This is a genomic window from Roseiarcus fermentans (assembly GCF_003315135.1).
Classification (GTDB): domain Bacteria; phylum Pseudomonadota; class Alphaproteobacteria; order Rhizobiales; family Beijerinckiaceae; genus Roseiarcus; species Roseiarcus fermentans.
The window spans coordinates 26,496-45,453 of record NZ_QNRK01000005.1 but is presented as its reverse complement, the minus strand read 5'-3'; the positions used below and the strand labels follow the sequence as shown (position 1 = coordinate 45,453).

Sequence of the window (18,958 nt, the reverse complement as noted above, 5' to 3'; positions counted from 1 at the left end):
GGTTAGGCTGGTGAGCCGTTCCCTTTCGAACGATACCACCAGTCGACCGTCCTTTCAACCTGTGGCCTCAAATGAGGCCAACATGAGAAAGCGTAGCGTGTGTCATCACGTGCGCGCGTATGTGAGGCTGCGTTTTGGCCGTTTGGAGCATGTGCGCGACTACTGGCGTTGCTGCGATCAACTCAGCTTCGTCTTCTGATGTCTAGCTCCCACTAGACTGATATTGCAGCGTCCCGGCCGTCGCGGGCTTGCTTCCTGCGGCGGCCCCTTTAAATTGACATTTTTTGCGTGTTCGTCAACCGTACTTGGGTCGAATGCGACAAAACGACTCACGACCAGAATCGTACACGATAAGTTCGACTGGTACGCGTCACCCTAACGCAGACGAACGCAGTTGAGGTCGCGAAGCGTGCGCGCGCGCAAGGCCTTTGCGATGCAGCAGAAAAATCGCTTGCTCGCCGACCAGGTTCCAGGTCCATTTCGGCCACGTCGGCGAGAGCGGGACGCCGCTCTGGTCGAGCGCGACGCTGCTCTCGATCACCGCGCCGATCTCCCGCGCGAGACTGATGAAGTCGTCGATCGTGCAGAAGTGGATGTTCGGCGTGTCGTACCAGGAATAGCGCAGCTGCTCGGTCACCGGCATGCGGCCGCGCAGGGCGAGCTGGACCCGCACCCGCCAGTGGCCGAAATTCGGCACCGAGACGATGGCGCGACGGCCGATGCGCAGCAAATTCTCCAGCACGACGCGCGGCTGGCGCGTCGCCTGCAGGGTCTGCGACAGGATCACGAAATCGAACGCCGCGTCGGGATAGTCGGCGAGGTCCGAGTCGGCGTCGCCCTGCACCACCGACAGTCCCTTGGCGACGCAGTCGTTCACCCCCTGTTGCGACAGTTCGATGCCGCGGCCGTCGACGCGCCGCTCCTCGGCGAGCAACCGCAGCAATTCGCCGTCGCCGCAACCGACGTCGAGAACGCGCGAGCCCGGCGTGACCATCTCCATGACGCGGACCAGATCGACGCGCCGCGCGTCCAGGACTCGCGACAGGGTCATGCGATCCCCCGGGCGCGCGCGGCCGAGTCGATGAAGCCTTTGGTCGTCTCGAGCAGTTCGGGAACGTCGAGCAGGAAGGCGTCGTGGCCCTTGTCGGTCTCGATCTCGACGAACGACACCGACGCCGCGCCGGCGTTCAGCGCGCGGACGATCGCGCGCGAATCGCTGGTCGGAAACAGCCAGTCGGAGGTGAACGAGACGACGCAGAAGCGGGTCGGCGAGTTCTGGAAGGCGTTGGCCAGCGAACCGCCGAACTCGGCCGCGAGGTCGAAATAGTCCATGGCGCGCGTCAGGTAGAGGTAGGAATTCGGGTCGAACCGGTCGACGAAAATCCGTCCCTGGTGGCGCAGGTACGACTCGATCTGGAAATCGGCGTCGAACGAGAAGGTCCGGGCGGCGCGGTCCTGGAGGTTGCGGCCGAACCGCCGATGCAGCGCGCTCTCCGACAGGTAGGTGATGTGGGCCGCCATGCGCGCGACCGCGAGCCCCTTGGACGGCCGCGTTCCCTCGACCAGATAGCGCCCGCCGCGCCAGTCGGGGTCGGCCATCACCGCCTGTCGGCCGACCTCGCCGAAGGCGATGTTCTGCGAAGAATGGCGGGCGGCGGTGGCGATCGGCAGCGCGGCGAAGACGCGATCGGGATAGGCGGCCGCCCATTGCAGCACCTGCATCCCGCCCATCGACCCGCCGGCGACACAGAACAGGGTGTCGATGCCGAGATGGTCGATCAGCAGCGCCTGGGCGCGCACCATGTCGGCGATCGTCACGACCGGAAAGCCGAGGCCGTAGGGCTCGCCGGTCTCGGGGTTGAGCGACGCCGGCCCCGTGCTGCCCATGCAGCCGCCGAGCACATTGGGGCAGATGACGAAGAAGCGGTCGGTGTCGAAGGGCCGGCCGGGGCCGACCATGGTCTCCCACCAGCCCGGCCGGCCGGTCACCGGATGGAGGTTCGCGACATGCTGGTCGCCGGTCAGCGCATGGCAGACCAGCAACGCGTTGGATCGTTCGGCGTTGAGGGCGCCGTAGGTCTGGTAGGCGATCGTCATCGGGGCGAGGCTCGCGCCCGAGTCCATCCCCAGCGCCACGGGCTCCTCGACCCGATAAGTGAGGCTGTCGGGATACAGGGACTGGAGAGCGGCGCCGCTGGTCGGCGGGACGAGATCGTCCACGAGAGGTCACACCTTGGGTCGGTTACGTTCTGTCTAGCGAACAATCTGTTTGTTATGCCGGCACGCGGTTGGACGCAAGCGGAAGCGCGAAGGGGATCGAAACGGCGAGATCCGGTTCCCCAACGGGACGGGCGGACCTGATCCTTCGCGTTTTGCGAACAAAAATCGCAAAATGGGTCTCGGAACGGGGCGCGCCAGGCGGATTCGTCCGAAATTGCGTCTTCCGACGCGGCATGGACGATGCTTGCGATGTTGACAGCCGCGCAGACGCGGCGTGGGGGATGTCCTGTCGGGGAAAATGACGCGCTATCGAACTTCCGCGACCGAGCCGCTGTCCTCCCCTGCGGGGACGACGTCGGCCGTTCGCCCGGGCGGCGCCACAGGCGCGTCGGCGATCGCGATCGGCGTGACGGTGGCCGCCCTGACGCTGGCCGGCGCGGCGCTGCTGTTGTGGCAGGACAGAAGCGCCGACGTCGCGCTCTGGCGGTCGAACGCGACCGATTTCTCCGTCATGCTCGCCGAACATGCGGAGCAGACCGTCCGCGCCGCCGACCTCGTGCTGCTGAGCATCGTGCAGCCGCTGAACGACGCCGGACTGGACAGCGACGAGGCGCTTTGGCGGGCGACGGACTCGCCCGCGATGCACGAGGCGATCCGCAACAAGGTGGCCGGGGCGCCGCAGCTCGACGTCGCCTCGATCGTCGACGCGCGCGGCGACATCGTCAATTTCAACCGCTACTACCCGCCGTACCTGCCCGGACAGCCGGGAAAGCGCATCAACCTCGCCGACCGGGATTATTTCAGGACGCTGATGGCCGGTCCGTTCGACGGCCCCTACATCAGCGCGCCGGTGCAGAACCGAGTCACCAAAGAGTGGACGTTCTACCTCGCCCGGCAGATCCGCGACCGGCAGGGCCGGCCGCTGGGCCTGGTCATCGCCGGCGTCAAGAGCGCATTTTTCGAGTCCTTCTTCAAGGCCGTGAACATTGGCCAGGGCAGCGCGATCTCGCTGTTCCGCGGCGACGGCGCCCTCCTGGCGCGCGAACCCGCAGCAGGGGATTACATCGGAAAGTCCTTTGCCGACCAGCCGTCGTTCAAGGACGCGCTTCGGCCCGGCGTCAGCGGGGCCGCCGTCGTCACCGACGAAAGCCGCCTCGTCGGCGGCGGCAGGGCGCTGCGGATCGTCGCGCCGCGCCGCCTGCGCGACTATCCGCTTGTCGCCAACATCACGATCGACGACACGATCGTGCTCGCCAACTGGCGCGCGACGGTCCTGCGCGTCGGCGGGCTGGCCGCCGTGCTGGCGACGATCGTGTTCATCATGTCGGCGGTGCTCGCGCGCCTGCTTCGCGGGCAGGAGCGCGCGCTCGTCGGACTGGCGCGGGCGCGCGCGGCGGCGGAGGCGACGGCCGCGGAATTGCAGACGGCCAAGGAGGCGGCCGAGAGGGCGAACCGGGCGAAGTCCGACTTCCTGGCCAACATGAGCCATGAAATCCGCACGCCGATGAACGGAATCATCGGCATGAACGGGCATCTGCTCGACACCGACCTCACCCCCGAGCAGCGCAAGTCCGCCCTGATGACGCGGGATTCGGCCGAGGCGCTGCTCTCGATCATCAACGACGTGCTCGACATCTCCAAGCTCGAGGCCGGCCGGGTCGATCTCGAGACGATCGATTTCGACCTCACCGACACGGTAAAGGCCGCGACCGCCATGCTGGCCCCGAGCGCGGCGGAAAAGGCGATCGGCCTGTCGACCTATGTCGACCCCTCCCTGCCGGCGGCGCTGCACGGCGACCCGCTGCGCATTCGCCAGGCGCTGTTGAATCTCGTCGGCAACGCAGTGAAATTCACCGAGCGCGGCAGCGTCGGCGTGCAGGCGACGAGGGTCGGGACTCCGGCGGACGGCGGCGCGGTCAGGGTCCGGTTCGAGGTCACGGACACCGGGCCCGGAATCTCGGCGGAAGTCCGGGCGCGCCTGTTCAGGAAATTCACCCAGGCCGACAGTTCCATCACGCGGCGCTATGGCGGCGCCGGACTGGGTCTCGCGATCTGCGCCAAGCTGGTCGAATTGATGGGCGGCGCGATCGGCGCCCGCAGCGAAGTCGGCGCAGGTTCGACATTCTGGTTCGAGGTCGCGCTCGCCCCGGCGCTCGCGCCGCCCGTCGATCCGCACAGGGCCGCCGCGCCCGACTGCCTGCGCGGCCTGCGAACGTTGATCGTCGACGACGTGCCGCTGAACATCGAGATTCTGACGCTGCAACTGCGCGCGCTCGGCATGGAGATCGAGACCGCGCCCGACGGTTTCGTGGCGCTGGCCGGGATCGAGCGATCTGCCGCCGCCGGCCGGCCCTTCGACCTCCTCCTGCTCGACCAGATGATGCCGGGCCTCGCCGGCGTGTCGCTGGCCGAACGCGTGCGCTCCACGTCGGACCTCACGAAGGCGCGCATCGTTCTCGTGTCTTCTTCCGGCGCCTCCGACCTCAGGCGGCGGGTGGGCGGCGCGATCGACGCGGTGCTGGGGAAGCCGATCCGTCGCGCCGACCTGCTGGACTGCCTGAGCCGGCTGTTCAGCCCCGACGATGCGGCGGCCGCAAGGGCCGCCGCCCGGTCCGCGGCGCCGGTCCCGACGGACCCCGGCGGCGCGGCGGCGCAGGGAATGACGGCGTCGGATCCGAGGGCCGCGCGGTTGCGCGTGCTTCTGGCCGAGGACAACAAGGTCAACCAGGAGGTCGCCCGGACGATGCTCCAGAAGGCGGGGCACAGCGTGCAGGTGGTCGACAACGGCCTGGAAGCGGTCGCGGCGGCGGCCGCCGAACGCTTCGACGTCGTGCTGATGGACGTGCAGATGCCGCTGCTCGACGGCATCGAGGCGACCAAGCGGATCCGCCAGCTGCCCGGGCCGCTGGGGCGGGTCCGGATCGTGGCGCTGACGGCCGACGCGATGACGGGCGCGAAGGACTATTACCTGAGGGCCGGCATGGACGACTATCTCGCCAAGCCGATCCGGGCGGCCGTCCTGCGCGCCAAGCTCGCGGAGATCGCGAGGGCGGTCGGCGAAGCCGCGGCCTGACGCGGTCGGCGACGGAAGCGGCCGAATTCCCTCGCCGAGCGGTCGCGGGACCGGTGAAGATCAGGCGGCGCTTTTTCCCAACGCCGAGACGATCGCGTCGCCCATGGCCATGGTCGAGACCAGCGTGCAGCCGTCGCTCTTGATGTCGGCGGTGCGGAAACCGTCGGCGAGCACGCTCGCGATCGCAGCGTCCAGCCGATCCGCCGCCGCGCCCGCGCCGAACGAATAGCGCAGCGCCATGCCGAACGACGCGATCATCGCGATCGGGTTGGCCGCGCCCTTGCCGGCGATGTCGGGCGCCGAGCCGTGCACCGGCTCGTACATCGCCTTGCGCTTGCCGGTCTTGGGGTTCTGGTCGCCGAGCGAGGCCGACGGCAGCATGCCGAGCGATCCGGTCAGCATCGCCGCGACGTCCGACAGCATGTCGCCGAACAGATTGTCGGTGACGATGACGTCGAACTGCTTCGGCCAGCGCACCAGCTGCATGCCGAGCGCGTCGGCGAGCTGGTGCTCGAGCTGAACGTCCGCGTACTCGCGTTTGTGGAGCGCCGTGATCACGTCCTTCCACAGCACCCCGGACTTCATCACGTTGTGCTTCTCGGCCGACGTGACCTTGTTCCCTCGCTTGCGCGCCAGATCGAAGGCGACCCGGCCGATGCGCTCGATCTCGTAGGTGTCGTAGACCTGGGTGTCGATCGCCCGCTTCTGCCCGTTGCCGAGGTCGACGATTTCTTTCGGCTCGCCGAAATAGACGCCGCCGGTGAGCTCGCGCACGATCATGATGTCGAGGCCCTCGACGACCTCGGGCTTCAGCGACGAAGCGGACGCGAGCGCCGGATAGCACACCGCGGGCCTCAGGTTGGCGTAGAGGCCGAGGTCCTTGCGCAGGCGCAGGAGCCCGGCTTCCGGGCGCACCTCGTAGGGCACGGAGGCCCATTTCGGTCCTCCGACCGCGGCGAGAAGCACAGCGTCGGCGGCCTCGGCGCGCGCCATGTCGGCGTCGCTGATCGCGGCCCCGTGCGCGTCGTAGGCGCAGCCGCCGACGAGGCCTTTTTCGATCTCGAACGTCGCGAGCCCATCGGACTCGAACGCGTGGATCACCTTCTCGACCTCGGCCATCACTTCGGGGCCGATTCCGTCGCCGGGAAGAAGAAAGAGATGATAGCTGGGCATTGACGTTTCTTGTCTGATGGGCCGAAAGGGAGACGCACTGCTAGACGATTTCGACCGGGGATGAAAGGCCGCAGCCGATCGGAAGGATCGGCGGCCGCGCGAGCACGATCGGGGACAGCGCCGCCATGACCGCCATCAAGTCCTTCGCCGCCGACGGATTCATCCAGCGCTTGCCGGCGGAGGTCCGGTTCTTCCTGATCCACGGCGACGACGAAGGGTTGGCGTACGAGCGGTCGCAGGCGATCGTCCGCCGGCTGATCGGGGCGGACCCCGATCCGTTGCGGCTTGTGCGACTCGAGGGCGACGCGCTCGCGCGCCGCCCCGAAGCCCTCGCCGACGAAGCCTATGCGGTGTCGATGTTCGGCGGCAGCCGCGCGATCTGGATCGACGCGCAGGGGCGCGACCTCATGCCCGCGCTCGAGCCGCTGTTCGCGAGGCCGCCGGACGAATGCGCGATCGTGATCAAGGCGCCGCAACTCAAGCGTGGCCACGCCCTCAGGACGGCGTTCGAGAAGGCGGCCGACGCGGCGGCGATCGAGTGCTATTCGGACGATCCCCGGGCGCTCGCCGCGCTGGTCGACGGCGCGCTGCGTCAGGCCGGGCTCGCGATCGAGCCCGACGCCCGCGACGCGCTGCTCGACCTGATCGGCGCCGACCGCCAGACGAGCCGGGCGGAAATCGCCAAGCTCGTCCTGTTCGCGCACGGAAAGGCGCGCATCGGGCTCGACGACGTAAGGGCGATCGTCTCGAACGCCGCCCCGTCGCCGATCGACGCGCTCGTCGACCAGGCGCTGCTCGGCGACCTCGCCGGGGCGGCGGCCGACGCCGCGCGGTTCTTCGCCGACGGCGGCGACGCCAACGAGGTGTTCGGACGCCTCGTCGCCCGGCTGACCACGCTGCATCGGCTACGGCTCGAGATGGAAACCGGCCGCGACTTCGACTCGGCGTTCCAGGCGCTGTATCTCCGCGCGACGCCCGAGGGGCGCAAGGCGCTGGCGCGGGCCGCGCAGCGCTGGACCTCTGCCTCGATTTCCCGGCAACTGCCGGCCATCCGGGCCGCGAGCGGCCGGATTCGCGCGACGCCCGATCTGGCGAAGGTTCTCGCGACCCGCGCCATCTGGTCGCTGGCCTCCCGACGCCCGTCCTGACCCGCTCGCCTGCGGTCGCCGGCTCCGCCGGCCCTATCGCTCCGCCGGCTGGGAGAGCCGCCGGCAGAATTCGTCGAGCTGCTCGAAATCGCGGAAGGCGATGCGGATCTCGCCGCTCTCGCCGGCGTGGCGGATCGTCACCTTGGCGCCGAGCGCCAGGCCGAGCCGGTCCTGAAGAGCGAGCGTGTCGGCGTCGATTGTCGCAGCGGGCTTCCGCGGACGCGCGGTCTTGCCGGCGTTTTCGCCGAGGCGCTCGATGTCGCGCACGGTGAGGCCTTCGGAAACGATCCGGTCGGCGGTCGCGTCCGGGTGCGGAACGGCCAGCAGGGCGCGGGCGTGGCCGGCGGAAATCTTGCCCTCGGCGAGCAGCCTCCGGCTGTGCTCGGGCAGATTGACGAGCCGCAGCGTGTTGGCGATGTGGCTGCGGCTCTTGCCGACCACCCGCGCGATGTCGGCGTGGGCGTAGCCGTGCTCGGCGCCGAGCTGGGCGTAGCCGGCGGCCTCCTCGAGGGGGTTGAGGTCGGCGCGCTGCACGTTCTCGATGATCGCGATCTCGAGCGCCTCGCGGTCGCTCGCCTCGATCACCACGATCGGCGCCTCGTGCAGGCCGGCGCGCTGCGCCGCGCGCCAGCGCCGCTCGCCGGCGACGATCTCGTAGGCGTCGGCGACGCGCGGAATGGCGCGCACGAGGATCGGCTGGATGACGCCGCGCTCCCTGATCGACGCGGCGAGTTCGTCGAGCTCCGTCTCGTCGAAGCGTTTGCGCGGGTTGTGCGGATTGGGCCTCAGAAATTCAATCGGCGCCTTGCGCGCGCCGCGGGCGACGGGCGCCTCGACATCGTCCTGGGACGCCCCGAGAAGCGCGGCGAGCCCGCGCCCGAGGCGCGGCCTGTGTTCCGTTCGGCCAGGATCCTCGGCCATGCTGTCCTTGCTCCCGTTCAGCCGGACCGCCCGCTCACGCGGGCCGCCAGCGGCCTTCGCGTTGAATCACTTCCGAGGCGAGCTTGAGATAGGCCTGACTGCCGGCGCAGCGCAGGTCGTAGAGCAGCGCCGGCTTGCCGTGCGAGGGCGCCTCGGAGATCCGGACATTGCGCGGGATCACCGTGTCGTAGACCTTGTCCCCCATGTGGGCGCGCACGTCCGCCACCACCTGGCCCGCGAGGCTGTTGCGCGGATCGAACATCGTCAGCACGACGCCGTGGATGGTCAGCGCGGGATTGAGCGTCCGCCGCACCTGATCGACGGTGGTCAAAAGCTGGGACAGCCCCTCGAGCGCGAAGAATTCGCACTGCAGCGGCACGACGACCGCGTCGGCGGCCGCCAGCGCGTTGATCGTGAGCAGGTTCAATGACGGCGGACAGTCGACGAGAACGTAGGTGACCGGGTCCGGACGGGTCCGGTCTGATTCGAAGAACGCCAGCAGCGCCTTGCGCAGCTTGTAGGACCGATCGCTCTCGCCGGCGATTTCCAGTTCGACTCCGAGCAGATCCATGGTCGAGGGCGCGATGCTGAGCCGCGGCACCGCCGTCGGCGTAATCACCTCGCTGAGGCTCCGTTCGCCGATCAGGGCGTCGTAGCTCGAGGTCGCGCGGGCCTTGCGATCGATTCCGAGCCCGGTCGAGGCGTTGCCCTGGGGATCGAGGTCGATGATCAGCACGCGCTCGCCGATGGCGGCCAGCGCCGTGCCGAGATTGATGGCGGTGGTGGTCTTCCCGACGCCGCCCTTTTGGTTGGCCATGACGAGAACGCGCGGCTTCGCCGCGCGCTTCGCGTCGCCTTCATCGGGTGGAATGACGGCAGCCATGGCTCAATCCTGGTTCATCCGGACGCGAAGGATCATGGCGTCGGCGTCGACGACGCTCCGGATCGTCTCGATCGCGAATTGCGGCGGAGGGGGATCCTGCTGCAGATCCTGCAAAGCCGACCTGCCGCGGGGAAACAACCCCGACGCTCCGCGCTCGAGCCATGGTTTGGCGAACTCGAGCGTCTTGAGCAAGGGGGCGAAGGCGCGCGCGGCCACGCAGTCCACAGCTCCCGTGTCCTGCGGCCCCAGCGACTCGACCCGGACGGGATGGATGACCGCCGGGGCGCCGGTCGCCCGCGCCGCCTCGCGCAGAAAGGCGCAGCGGCGGCGATCGCTGTCGACGCAATGAACCACCGCGCCGGGAACGTCGGCGAGCGCGATGGCGACGATCATCCCCGGAAAGCCGGCGCCGGAGCCCATGTCGAGCCAGCGCGTCGCGCCGGCGGAGAGCGGGAGAAGCTGGGCGCTGTCGGCGACGTGCCGTGTCCAGACCGTCGGGAAGCTCGATTCGGAGATGAGATTGGTCGCCTTGCGCCAGCGGGCGAGGAGGGCGACGAAGGTTTCCAGGCGCTCCTCTGTTTCACGTGAAACAGGAACGAGTCGGAACGCGGCGCGGCGGTCCTCCCCGAGCCGCCCGGCGGCGTCTGCGGGCGAAGCCCGCCTGGTCTCCCCGCCGCCGGCCCTCACGTCGATGTCCGAACCTCCGCGGCTCTCGCCCGCCGGGCGTGCGCGGACACCACCGCGAGCGCCGCCGGGGTGACGCCTTCGATTCGCCCCGCCTGACCGAGGCTGCGCGGTCGTACGGCGGAAAACTTCTGTCGCATCTCGCGCGACAACCCGGGCAGGTCGTCGTAGTCGAGGCTGTCGGGCAGCAGCAGCGCATCGTCGCGACGGTGGCGCGCCACGTCCTCCGCCTGCCGTTCGACATAGACCGCATATTTGGCGTCGGCTTCGAGTCGCGGCACGAGCGCGCGCGGGATGGTCGCGATCTCCGGCCACACCCGCGCCAGCGCCGAGAGCGGAAACTGCGGCTGCGCCGCGAGTTCGAACGCCGTCCGCCGGACGCCGTCCGCGTTGACCAGGACGCCGAACGTCTCGAGGGTCGCAGGCGACGCCGTCGCGCCCGCGAGCAGCGCGCGCGCAGCGGAGAGCTGCGCCTGGGCGTCGCGGTAGAGCCGACTGCGGTCCGGGCCGACGCAGCCGAGCGCGATGCCCCGGCCGGTCAGGCGCTCGTCGGCGTTGTCGGCGCGCAGCGACAGCCGGAACTCGGCGCGCGAGGTGAACATCCGGTAGGGCTCGCTGACGCCCCGGGTGGTCAGGTCGTCGATCATCACCCCGAGATAGGAATCGGCGCGGTCGAAGGTGGCGGGGTCGAGGCCGCCGGCCGCCCGCGCCGCATTGATCCCGGCCGCGAGCCCCTGCGCCGCCGCCTCCTCGTAGCCGGTGGTGCCGTTGATCTGGCCCGCCAGGAATAACCCGCGGAAGCGGCGCGCCTCCAGCGTCGCTTCCAGGCCGCGCGGGTCGACGTAATCGTATTCGATCGCATAGCCCGGCCGGACGATCCGCGTCCGCTCGAGCCCCGGGATGGTCGCGATCAGCGCCCGCTGCGTCTCGGCCGGCAGCGAGGTCGAGACGCCGTTGGGATAGACGGTCGGATCGTCGAAGCCCTCCGGCTCGAGGAAGATCTGGTGACTGTCGCGATCGGCGAAGCGGACCACCTTGTCCTCGATCGACGGGCAATAGCGCGGCCCGCGGCCGGACAGCGCGCCCGAATAGACGGCCGAGCGGCGCGAGTCGGCGCGGATGACGGCGTGCGTCTCCGCGGTCGTGCGAGTGATGTGGCAGGGGATCTGCGGGGCCGCGACCGCCCTCGTGTCGGCGGAAAAGAACTCCGGCGGGTCGTCGCCGTGCTGAATCTCCAGCGCCGCCCAATCGATCGTCCGACCGTCGAGACGCGGCGGCGTTCCAGTCTTCAGCCGCCCGAAGGCGAACCCCGCCCGTTCGAGGCTGAGCGCCAGCGACACCGAGGGCGGATCGCCGAAGCGGCCGGCCGGGGTGCGAACTTCGCCGAGGTGGATCATGCCGCGAAGGAAGGTGCCGGTCGTCAGCACGGCGCAGCGACACGACAGCGTCCGCCCATCGGCGAGATCGACGCCGACGACCGCGCCGTTCGCCGACCGGATCGCCGAGGCCTCGCCTTCGATCACGGCGAGGCCGGGCGTCGCGGCGACCAGCGCACGCATGGCGCGACGGTAGAGCGCCCGGTCGGCCTGCGCGCGAGGCCCCTGGACGGCCGGTCCCTTGCGACGATTGAGGACGCGGAACTGCAGGCCGGCCGCATCGGCGGCGCGGCCCATCAGGCCGTCGAGGGCGTCGATCTCGCGCACGAGGTGGCCCTTGCCGATGCCGCCGATCGCCGGATTGCACGACATCTCGCCGATCCTCGCCGCCGAATGGGTGACGAGGGCGGTCGCGGCGCCGCAGCGGGCCGCCGCCGCGGCCGCCTCGCAGCCGGCGTGGCCGCCGCCGATCACGACGACGTCGAAGCGTTGCAGGACCGCCTGGTGTTTCACGTGAAACAGACCCTCGCCCTCACTTGCCTACGCACAGCCGGGAGAAGATCGCTCCCAGCACGTCCTCGACGCCGATTCGCCCGACGACGCGGTCCATCGCGGCGGCGGCGATGCGGAAGCTTTCCGCCGCCAGCTCCGCCTCGATCGTGTCCGCAGCCAGGATCGACGCCAGCGCGCTTCGCGCCTCCGCGAAGGCGTCGCGATGCCGCGCCGCCGTCAGCACGGCGGGCTCCGCCGTCGCCATGCCGTCCACCGCCCGCTCGGCGATCGCGGCGAGCAGGCGGTCGATCCCCTGTCCGGTCTTCGCCGATATCGCAAATTCCGCGCCGTCCGTCGAGGGCGGCGCGTCGGCGCCCGCGAGATCGGACTTGGTCCTGACGATCAGCGCGCCGCCGGGCGCGCCGCTGCGTCCCAGGCCGTCGTCGAGCCACAGCGTCAGGTCGGCGTCCTCGGCGCGCTGGCGCGCCCGTCTCACCCCTTCCTGCTCGACCGGATCGGCCGCATCGCGAATGCCCGCGGTGTCGACGAGAACGACCGGATAGCCGGCGAGATCGACCGCCACCTCGATCGGGTCCCGGGTCGTACCGGCGAACGGCGAGGTGATCGCGACGTCGCGGCCGGCGATCGCGTTCAAGAGCGTCGACTTGCCGACGTTGGGCGGGCCAGCGATCACCACGACATAACCGGTCCTCAGCCTCTCCGCCGAGCGGGCGCTGGCGAGCCCGCGGTCGATCCGGTCAAGGGCGCGGCGCGCCGCCGCGCGCACCGATTGCTCGCTCAGGTCGGCGTCTTCGACATCGGAAAAGTCGAGCTGCGCCTCGACCGTCGCCATCGCGTCGAGCAGCGCGGCGCGAATGGCGTCGCACTCGCGCCGCAGCGCGCCGCCGGCGATCCGCACCGCCTGCCGGCGCTGCGCCTCGGTCTCGGCCTCGACCAGATCGGCGAGCCCCTCGGCCTCGGACAGGTCCATCTTGCCGTTCAGGAACGCGCGCCAGGCGAATTCGCCGGGGGCGGCGAGCCGCAGCCCGGGCGCGGCGGCGAGCGCGCGGGCGAGCGCCGCCGGAACCGCCCGTCCGCCGGTGACGTGGATCTCGGCGACCTCCTCGCCGGTGAAGCTCCTCGGCGCGGCGAAGCGGATCACAAGCGCCCGATCGAGCGCCTCGCCGGTCGCCGGGTCGGTCAACGTCCGCAGCGTCGCGGTCCGGTCGGGAAAGACCGCGCCGGGCGCGAGCGCCGCGAGCGCTGCGACGCAGGCCGGACCGGAGATGCGGAAGACGGCGACGGCGGCCTTTCCGACGCCGCTCGCCTGGGCGAAAATCGTGTCTGATTGCTTGCCCGCCATGCCGCGCCGTCCGACTCCCGTCCCGCCGCGCGGCCGCCCGGCCTCGCCGGGAGGCCGACGCCGCCGTCACTTCGACGGCGGCGTGCAGACGACGTACTGGTCGGCGATCGCCTCGCGGTCGCCCTGCTTCTCGCGCTGGAAATAGAGATAGCAGACGCTGAGCGCGCCCGTCCGATAGTTGACGCGAAAGACGCCGCCTTCCTGCTCATGGCGGGTGGCGACGAGCCCATAGTCGCCCGGCTCCTGTCCGGTCGCGCCCTCGCCGGAGCGGTAGCAGGCCGTCACGCCGAAGGCGCCGGGGCCGACGTCGGCGCGGCCGGGGCTATGCGCGAACTGACACGCGATCACGTCCCCCGAGAGCTTGTCCAGCCGATAGACGAGCGACAGGTTGATTTGCGGCGCGGCGAGAAACTCGTACTGCCCGGCGGCCGCGGCGGCCGGCCCGGCCAGCGCCGCTCCGATCACCGGCAAGCCCATCGCTGCGATCCAGCGCGCCATCGTCCTCTCCGCCGAAACGAATCACCTCGCCCCGGGATAGTAACCCAAAGCGCGCGCGCCCGGCGGCAAAGGTCGGCCCTCGGTTACGCCGTCAGGACGTCCTTCGACGCCACGGTCGAATCGGCGTTCAGCCGGTACACCAGCGGCACGCCGGTCGCGAGCTCCATCGACGGGATCGTCTCGGGGGTCAGGCGGTCGAGCACCATGACCAGCGCCCGCAGCGAGTTGCCGTGCGCGGCGACCAGGACGCGCTTGCCGCGCAGGACGTCCGGCAGAATGTGCTGGCAATAATACGGCAGCGCCCGGGCGACCGTGTCCTTCAGGCTCTCTCCGCCGGGCGGCGGGACGTCGTAGCTCCGGCGCCAGAGATGGACCTGCTCCTCGCCCCACTTCTTGCGCGCGTCGTCTTTGTTGAGCCCGCACAGATCGCCGTAGTGGCGCTCGTTCAGGGCCTGGTCGCGATGCTCGGGCAGACCCGTCTGGTCGAGCGCGGCGAGCGTCAGGGCGAGCGTGTGCTGGGCCCGGGTCAGGGCCGAGGTATAGGCGACGTCGAACGTGAGCCCTTGCGCCTTCAGCCGGCGCCCGGCCTCGGTCGCCTCTTCCACCCCGGTCGGCGACAGGTCGGGGTCGCGCCAGCCGGTGAACAGGTTCTTCAGGTTCCAGTCGCTCTGGCCGTGGCGCAGGAGGACGAGCAGGCGTTCGCTATTCGGCATCTGTCTTCACCGAGTTCGAGGATCAAAGAGCCTTAGACCATCCGCTCGCCCGGCGCCAATTGCACAATCGACGGATGATCGGCGGCGCCCCGGGCCTCGCGCCGGGCGCTCGCGGCCAGCGCCGGGACGCCGACCCCGCGCCGGGTCCTGGCGAGGGCGTGAACGCGCACCGGGCGATAGACCTGCTTGATCGCTTCGACCACGTAGACGCCGGCGAACGGCAGGCTGAAGGCCGCGCCGACCCGCTCGATCGTCGGCGCGAAGCGAATCACGGCGCGCTTCCCCACCGGGGGCGCGAACAGCGCCTCGCCCCAGAACACCGGCGACAGGTCCGCGCCCTGGAGGAGATCGCGCAACTGGGTTCGCGAGTACGGCAATCCGTGCCCGAAAGGGGTCGCGTCCACTCGCGCCCAAACGCCGCGCCGCGAGGGGACGACCACCAGGATGCGGCCTTCCGGCGCGACGATGCGCCACACCTCCTCGAGCAGCTCGCCTGGCCGCTCCGCGGCCTCGAGCGCATGCACGATCATGAGCCGGTCGACGCTGTTGTCGGGCAGGGGCAGCATCTCGCCGTGCACCATCGTCGCCGCACACCGCTCGCGGTCGGGCCAGACCGCGGCGCCCTGGCCGGCCGGCATCATGGCGAAGCACCGATCGGCGCCGTCGCGCAGCCGCTCGAGGTAAGGAGACCCGTATCCGAGCGCGGCGATCGTCAGGCCCCGGGCGCTGAGCCAGCGCGCGCGCACGATCCGCCCGATCAGGCGTCTGGCGACGTCGCCCAGCGGGGACTCGTAAAAGTCGATCAGGGTCTGGGAGTCGACAGGCATCGCGCTTCAGGCCGCATTTTCAGCGCTGAATTGTGGACGACCAGCCTCGCTTGCGCAATCGTCGCTTCGCCGGCTCAGCTCTTTCCGGCGAGCAATTCCAGTTTTTTCTGGATCTCGGACAGTTGCTTGCGCAACTCCTCGATGTCCTCGGGAGAACTCGTCTTCCGCGCCGCCTCGACGGTCGCGATCGCAGCGGGAAAGGGCGAGAACATGCCGAGCGCCTGATTGAAAGCGATCAGGTTTTTTTGCGTCAGCTCCTGCAGCGCCGCGAACGATCCGCCGGAAAACGCGTCCGCGCCGAACATGTGGCCGGCAGCCTCGCGCATCGCCTGGCGCTCGCCGCTGAACCGATCGATGGAGAACTCCAGATAGCTTGGAAGAAGAGCCTGCACGCTGTCGCCGTAAAAGCGGATCAGCTGGCGCAGAAACGTCGTCGGCAGGAGCGACTGACCCTCGATGCCCTCTTGCTCGAAGATGATCTGCGTGAGGACGGACCTGGTGATGTCCTCGTTCGTCTTGGCGTCGTAGACGACGAAATCTTCCCCGCTCTTCACCATCTTGGCGAGGTCGGCCAGAGTCACATACGCGCTCGACGCCGTGTTGTACAAGCGTCGGTTCGCGTATTTCTTGATCGTCGTCGGAGAACTGGTCGCCATAAGATCGCGCGTCCCCAATGATACGCAGGTGCGAAGGAGATGCCTACGATAGGCGGTTTTTTTGTGCCCCGCACTCTCTTTTTGGCGCCGCAAGGCGCTCCGATTCCCGACCATGCCGGCGGCCGCGGCCAAGGCGCATCGTGCGCCTATCGGCTACTGGCGCCTCATCGGGCGCATCGTGTAGGTTTGCCGCGTTATCGAATTCACGGCCGGAAGCTCGCCCCGACAGGACCCGTCGGCGGCAAGCCCGGTAAAGTCGTCAGCAACCTCCAGGGAGGACAAGGACATGGCAAGGGTAGCAGTAGTCACGGGCGGCACGCGCGGCATCGGGGAAGCGATCTCGAAGGCGCTGAAGGCGGCCGGATACGAGGTCGCCGCGACCTATCATGCCAACGACGAGGCGGCGGCGAAGTTCAAGGCGGAAACCGGGGTGCACGTCTACAAGTGGGACGTGTCCAAGTACGAGGATTGCGTCCAGGGCCTCGCGACCGTGACCAAGGACCTGGGACCGATCGACGTGCTGGTCAACAACGCCGGCATCACCAAGGACGGCTTCTTCCACAAGATGACCCCCGAACAATGGTACGCGGTCATCAACACCAACCTCAACTCGCTGTTCAACATGACCCGTCCGGTGATCGAAGGGATGCGGGAGCGCGGGTTCGGCCGCATCATCAACATCTCCTCGGTCAACGGTCAGAAGGGGCAGGCGGGCCAGTCGAACTATTCCGCCGCCAAGGCCGGCGACATCGGCTTCACCAAGGCGCTGGCCCAGGAGAACGCCAACAAGGGCGTCACGGTGAACGCGATCTGCCCCGGATACATCGCCACCGAAATGGTCAGGGCGGTGCCGAAGGAGGTCCTCGAGAAGTCGATCCTGCCGCTGATCCCGCTGCGCCGCCTCGGCGAGCCGTCGGAGATCGGCCGCTGCGTCGTGTTCCTCGCTTCCGACGAAGCGGGGCTCATCACCGGATCGACCATCTCGGCCAACGGCGGCCAATATATGGTCTGATCCCCGGGCGCGCCCGGCGCCGATCCGGCGCCGGGCGCTAAGGAGCGCGCGTTCTCACGTGGCCGGCTCGGATCCACGCCGCGACCGGATTCCGAGCCGGCGGCTGGTCGCCTCGTGCAGCCAGCGGCGGGCGGCCGTGTCGAGCTGCGGCGACAGCGTTTTGCGCACGCGCGCGTGATACCCGTCGAGCCACTTGATCTCGCACGCGTCCAGGAGTTTCCAGTCGACGAGCCTGAGATCGATCGGCGCCAGCGTCAGCGTTTCGAATCCGAGCATGTCCCGCTCCGCCCCCGCGATCGCCCGCGGCTCGACCACCATGAGGTTTTCCGTCCGGATTCCGAACGCGCCGGCGGCGTAATACCCCGGCTCGTTGGACAGGATCATCCCCGGCGCCAGCGCGACCGTCCCCGTCTTCGAGATCCGTTGCGGGCCCTCGTGCACGGAGAGGTACGAGCCCACGCCGTGTCCGGTGCCGTGATCGAAATCGAGACCGGCTTCCCAGAGCGGCCGTCGCGCCAGCGCGTCGATCTGCGCCCCGCTGGTCCCTCTCGGAAACACGGCCTTCGCGATCGCGATGTGGCCCTTGAGAACCCGCGTGAACCGGTCGCGCATCAGCGCGGTCGGACGCCCGACCGCGATCGTCCGGGTGACGTCCGTCGTCCCGTCCTCGTATTGCCCGCCGCTGTCGACCAGGAAGACGCCGCTCTCGATCTTGCGGTTGCTCGCGGCGCTGACCCGGTAGTGCGGCATCGCGGAGTGCGGTCCGGCGGCGGCGATGGTCGGAAACGAGATGTCCTTGAGGGCGCCGGTGGCGCGTCGGAACGATTCGAGCGCCTGGACGGCGTCGATCTCGGTCAGCCGCCCGCGCGGCGCCTCGGCGTCGAACCACGCCAGAAAGCGCGTGAGCGCCGCGCCGTCGCGCTCGTGAGCCGCCCGCGCGCCATCGAGCTCGGCCTTGTTCTTGGCCGCCTTCATCAGGCCGATCGGATCGGCGCCGACGTCCGCTTTGCCGCCGGCGCGCTCGAGCGTCTGGGTGAGCAGCGCCGGGGCGGTCGCGCCGTCGAACAGCACGCGCGCGCCCTGCCGGCCCAGTCTTTCCATCAGCGGGACCACCGTATCCGGTTCGGCCAGCTCGGCATGCTCGCCGAGCCCGTCCCGGATTGCGGCGGACAATTTCCGCGAATCGAGCAGAAGCGTCGGCCGGCCGTCGCGGGGAACATAGGCGTAGCCGAGCGGCAGGGGCGTATGCGAGACGTCCGCGCCGCGAATGTTGAACAGCCAGGCGAGATTGTGCGGGTCGCTGACCAGCACGCCGTCGTTCCGGCCGAGCGCTTCCCTGACCCTCGTCACCTTCGCCGCGGCGGGTTCCCCGGCGAACTGCGTCTTGTGCTCGGTGACCGGCCCGGCCGGCGACTCCGGCCGGTCCAGCCAGATCGAGTCGACGGGGTTCTGCGCGGCGGCGACCAGCTCCGCGCCCGCCGCCTCGCACGCGGCGGCGAGCCGCCGAACGAAATCGGGGGTGTGCAGGCGCGGATCGTAGCCGAATCGCTGGCCGGCTTTCAGCGCGCGGCTCAACCACTCCGTCGGCGGCTCCTCGACCCCGTGGCGGACCTCGAACACCGAGCCGTCGACCTGAGCCTTCGCCTGCTCCGTGTAGCGGCCGTCGACGAACACAGCCGCGCGATCCTTCAGCACGATCGCGGCGCCGGCCGAGCCCGCGAATCCGGTCAGCCACAACAGGCGCTCGGCGTTCGCCGGAACGTACTCGTTCTGGTGCTCGTCGGCGCGCGGGACGATGAAGCCGTCGAGGGACTGGGCGTCCAGCGCGCGCCGCAGCTCCGCCGCCCGCACGGCCCCGTTTGTCGGACCGCCAATGTCCGCAAACGACTGAAAACGGCTTTCGAACACCTCGGCGCCTC

At 69.6% G+C, this 18,958-nt stretch carries 16 protein-coding genes; 3 read left to right on the top strand and 13 right to left on the bottom strand.

Annotation, left to right across the window (positions count from 1 at the left end; genetic code table 11):
* Window positions 1-370: 370 nt before the first annotated feature.
* Window positions 371-1,051 carry a methionine biosynthesis protein MetW gene (metW, locus tag DFR50_RS05585; RefSeq protein WP_113888216.1) on the bottom strand — a complete coding sequence of 227 codons (681 nt, stop codon included), beginning with the start codon at window positions 1,049-1,051 and terminating at the stop codon, window positions 371-373.
* On the bottom strand, window positions 1,048-2,136 hold the full coding sequence (metX, locus tag DFR50_RS05580) for a homoserine O-acetyltransferase MetX (protein ID WP_281015942.1): 1,089 nt from the start codon (window positions 2,134-2,136) through the stop codon (window positions 1,048-1,050). The genes metW and metX overlap by 4 nt, the downstream gene beginning before the upstream one ends.
* Before the next feature lie 382 nt (window positions 2,137-2,518).
* Between metX and DFR50_RS05575 the strand changes: the two genes are divergently transcribed.
* Window positions 2,519-5,293: a hybrid sensor histidine kinase/response regulator gene (locus tag DFR50_RS05575; RefSeq protein WP_113888215.1), complete on the top strand. Its 2,775-nt coding sequence runs from the start codon at window positions 2,519-2,521 to the stop codon at window positions 5,291-5,293.
* A gap of 60 nt (window positions 5,294-5,353) precedes the next feature.
* Here the strand turns inward: DFR50_RS05575 and leuB are convergent, their stop codons facing one another.
* Complete coding sequence (leuB, locus tag DFR50_RS05570; RefSeq protein WP_113888214.1) at window positions 5,354-6,466, bottom strand: 3-isopropylmalate dehydrogenase; 1,113 nt, start codon at window positions 6,464-6,466, stop codon at window positions 5,354-5,356.
* A gap of 125 nt (window positions 6,467-6,591) precedes the next feature.
* Here leuB and holA point away from each other — a divergent pair, with 125 nt between their 5' ends.
* On the top strand, window positions 6,592-7,614 hold the full coding sequence (gene holA, locus DFR50_RS05565) for a DNA polymerase III subunit delta (protein WP_113888213.1): 1,023 nt from the start codon (window positions 6,592-6,594) through the stop codon (window positions 7,612-7,614).
* Window positions 7,615-7,647: 33 nt separating this feature from the next.
* Here the strand turns inward: holA and DFR50_RS05560 are convergent, their stop codons facing one another.
* From DFR50_RS05560 to phaR, 9 genes are all read right to left on the bottom strand, one after another.
* Window positions 7,648-8,535: a ParB/RepB/Spo0J family partition protein gene (locus DFR50_RS05560; protein ID WP_113888212.1), complete on the bottom strand. Its 888-nt coding sequence runs from the start codon at window positions 8,533-8,535 to the stop codon at window positions 7,648-7,650.
* Between the two features lie 34 nt (window positions 8,536-8,569).
* Window positions 8,570-9,418 carry a ParA family protein gene (locus DFR50_RS05555; RefSeq protein WP_113888211.1) on the bottom strand — a complete coding sequence of 283 codons (849 nt, stop codon included), beginning with the start codon at window positions 9,416-9,418 and terminating at the stop codon, window positions 8,570-8,572.
* 3 nt (window positions 9,419-9,421) lie between these two features.
* Window positions 9,422-10,105: a 16S rRNA (guanine(527)-N(7))-methyltransferase RsmG gene (locus DFR50_RS05550; protein ID WP_170153061.1), complete on the bottom strand. Its 684-nt coding sequence runs from the start codon at window positions 10,103-10,105 to the stop codon at window positions 9,422-9,424.
* Window positions 10,102-11,991, bottom strand: a complete 1,890-nt coding sequence (mnmG, locus tag DFR50_RS05545) for a tRNA uridine-5-carboxymethylaminomethyl(34) synthesis enzyme MnmG (protein ID WP_245427339.1) — start codon at window positions 11,989-11,991, stop codon at window positions 10,102-10,104. The genes DFR50_RS05550 and mnmG overlap by 4 nt, the downstream gene beginning before the upstream one ends.
* A gap of 19 nt (window positions 11,992-12,010) precedes the next feature.
* On the bottom strand, window positions 12,011-13,333 hold the full coding sequence (mnmE, locus tag DFR50_RS05540) for a tRNA uridine-5-carboxymethylaminomethyl(34) synthesis GTPase MnmE (protein WP_113888209.1): 1,323 nt from the start codon (window positions 13,331-13,333) through the stop codon (window positions 12,011-12,013).
* Window positions 13,334-13,399: 66 nt separating this feature from the next.
* Window positions 13,400-13,831, bottom strand: coding sequence for a hypothetical protein (locus DFR50_RS05535; protein WP_210208814.1), 432 nt, complete (start codon window positions 13,829-13,831; stop codon window positions 13,400-13,402).
* 83 nt (window positions 13,832-13,914) lie between these two features.
* The gene (locus tag DFR50_RS05530) at window positions 13,915-14,544 is read right to left on the bottom strand and encodes a 2,3-bisphosphoglycerate-dependent phosphoglycerate mutase (protein ID WP_113888208.1); all 630 of its coding nucleotides are present in this window, start codon (window positions 14,542-14,544) and stop codon (window positions 13,915-13,917) included.
* A 32-nt stretch (window positions 14,545-14,576) separates the two neighbouring features.
* Window positions 14,577-15,371 carry a methyltransferase domain-containing protein gene (locus tag DFR50_RS05525; protein ID WP_113888207.1) on the bottom strand — a complete coding sequence of 265 codons (795 nt, stop codon included), beginning with the start codon at window positions 15,369-15,371 and terminating at the stop codon, window positions 14,577-14,579.
* 74 nt (window positions 15,372-15,445) lie between these two features.
* Window positions 15,446-16,027, bottom strand: a complete 582-nt coding sequence (gene phaR, locus DFR50_RS05520) for a polyhydroxyalkanoate synthesis repressor PhaR (RefSeq protein WP_113888206.1) — start codon at window positions 16,025-16,027, stop codon at window positions 15,446-15,448.
* A gap of 286 nt (window positions 16,028-16,313) precedes the next feature.
* Here phaR and phbB point away from each other — a divergent pair, with 286 nt between their 5' ends.
* Entirely contained in the window at window positions 16,314-17,039 is a 726-nt protein-coding gene (gene phbB, locus DFR50_RS05515) for a beta-ketoacyl-ACP reductase (protein WP_113888205.1), read from the top strand.
* Between the two features lie 54 nt (window positions 17,040-17,093).
* Here phbB and DFR50_RS05510 read toward each other — a convergent pair whose 3' ends face one another.
* Window positions 17,094-18,947 (bottom strand): aminopeptidase P family protein, encoded by a 1,854-nt coding sequence (locus tag DFR50_RS05510; RefSeq protein ID WP_113888204.1) that lies wholly within the window; start codon window positions 18,945-18,947, stop codon window positions 17,094-17,096.
* Between the last annotated feature and the right edge of the window lie 11 nt (window positions 18,948-18,958).

Excerpts from the sequence above, each read along its gene's own strand:
- leuB (WP_113888214.1), bottom strand. The coding sequence starts at position 6,466 with ATGCCCAGCTATCATCTCTTTCTTCTTCCCGGCGACGGAATCGGCCCC.
- DFR50_RS05555 (WP_113888211.1), bottom strand. The coding sequence starts at position 9,418 with ATGGCTGCCGTCATTCCACCCGATGAAGGCGACGCGAAGCGCGCGGCG.
- metW (WP_113888216.1), bottom strand. The coding sequence starts at position 1,051 with ATGACCCTGTCGCGAGTCCTGGACGCGCGGCGCGTCGATCTGGTCCGC.
- DFR50_RS05560 (WP_113888212.1), bottom strand. The coding sequence starts at position 8,535 with ATGGCCGAGGATCCTGGCCGAACGGAACACAGGCCGCGCCTCGGGCGC.
- mnmE (WP_113888209.1), bottom strand. The coding sequence starts at position 13,333 with ATGGCGGGCAAGCAATCAGACACGATTTTCGCCCAGGCGAGCGGCGTC.
- DFR50_RS05530 (WP_113888208.1), bottom strand. The coding sequence starts at position 14,544 with ATGCCGAATAGCGAACGCCTGCTCGTCCTCCTGCGCCACGGCCAGAGC.
- DFR50_RS05525 (WP_113888207.1), bottom strand. The coding sequence starts at position 15,371 with ATGCCTGTCGACTCCCAGACCCTGATCGACTTTTACGAGTCCCCGCTG.
- DFR50_RS05575 (WP_113888215.1), top strand. The coding sequence starts at position 2,519 with ATGACGCGCTATCGAACTTCCGCGACCGAGCCGCTGTCCTCCCCTGCG.
- holA (WP_113888213.1), top strand. The coding sequence starts at position 6,592 with ATGACCGCCATCAAGTCCTTCGCCGCCGACGGATTCATCCAGCGCTTG.
- phbB (WP_113888205.1), top strand. The coding sequence starts at position 16,314 with ATGGCAAGGGTAGCAGTAGTCACGGGCGGCACGCGCGGCATCGGGGAA.
- phaR (WP_113888206.1), bottom strand. The coding sequence starts at position 16,027 with ATGGCGACCAGTTCTCCGACGACGATCAAGAAATACGCGAACCGACGC.
- DFR50_RS05535 (WP_210208814.1), bottom strand. The coding sequence starts at position 13,831 with ATGGCGCGCTGGATCGCAGCGATGGGCTTGCCGGTGATCGGAGCGGCG.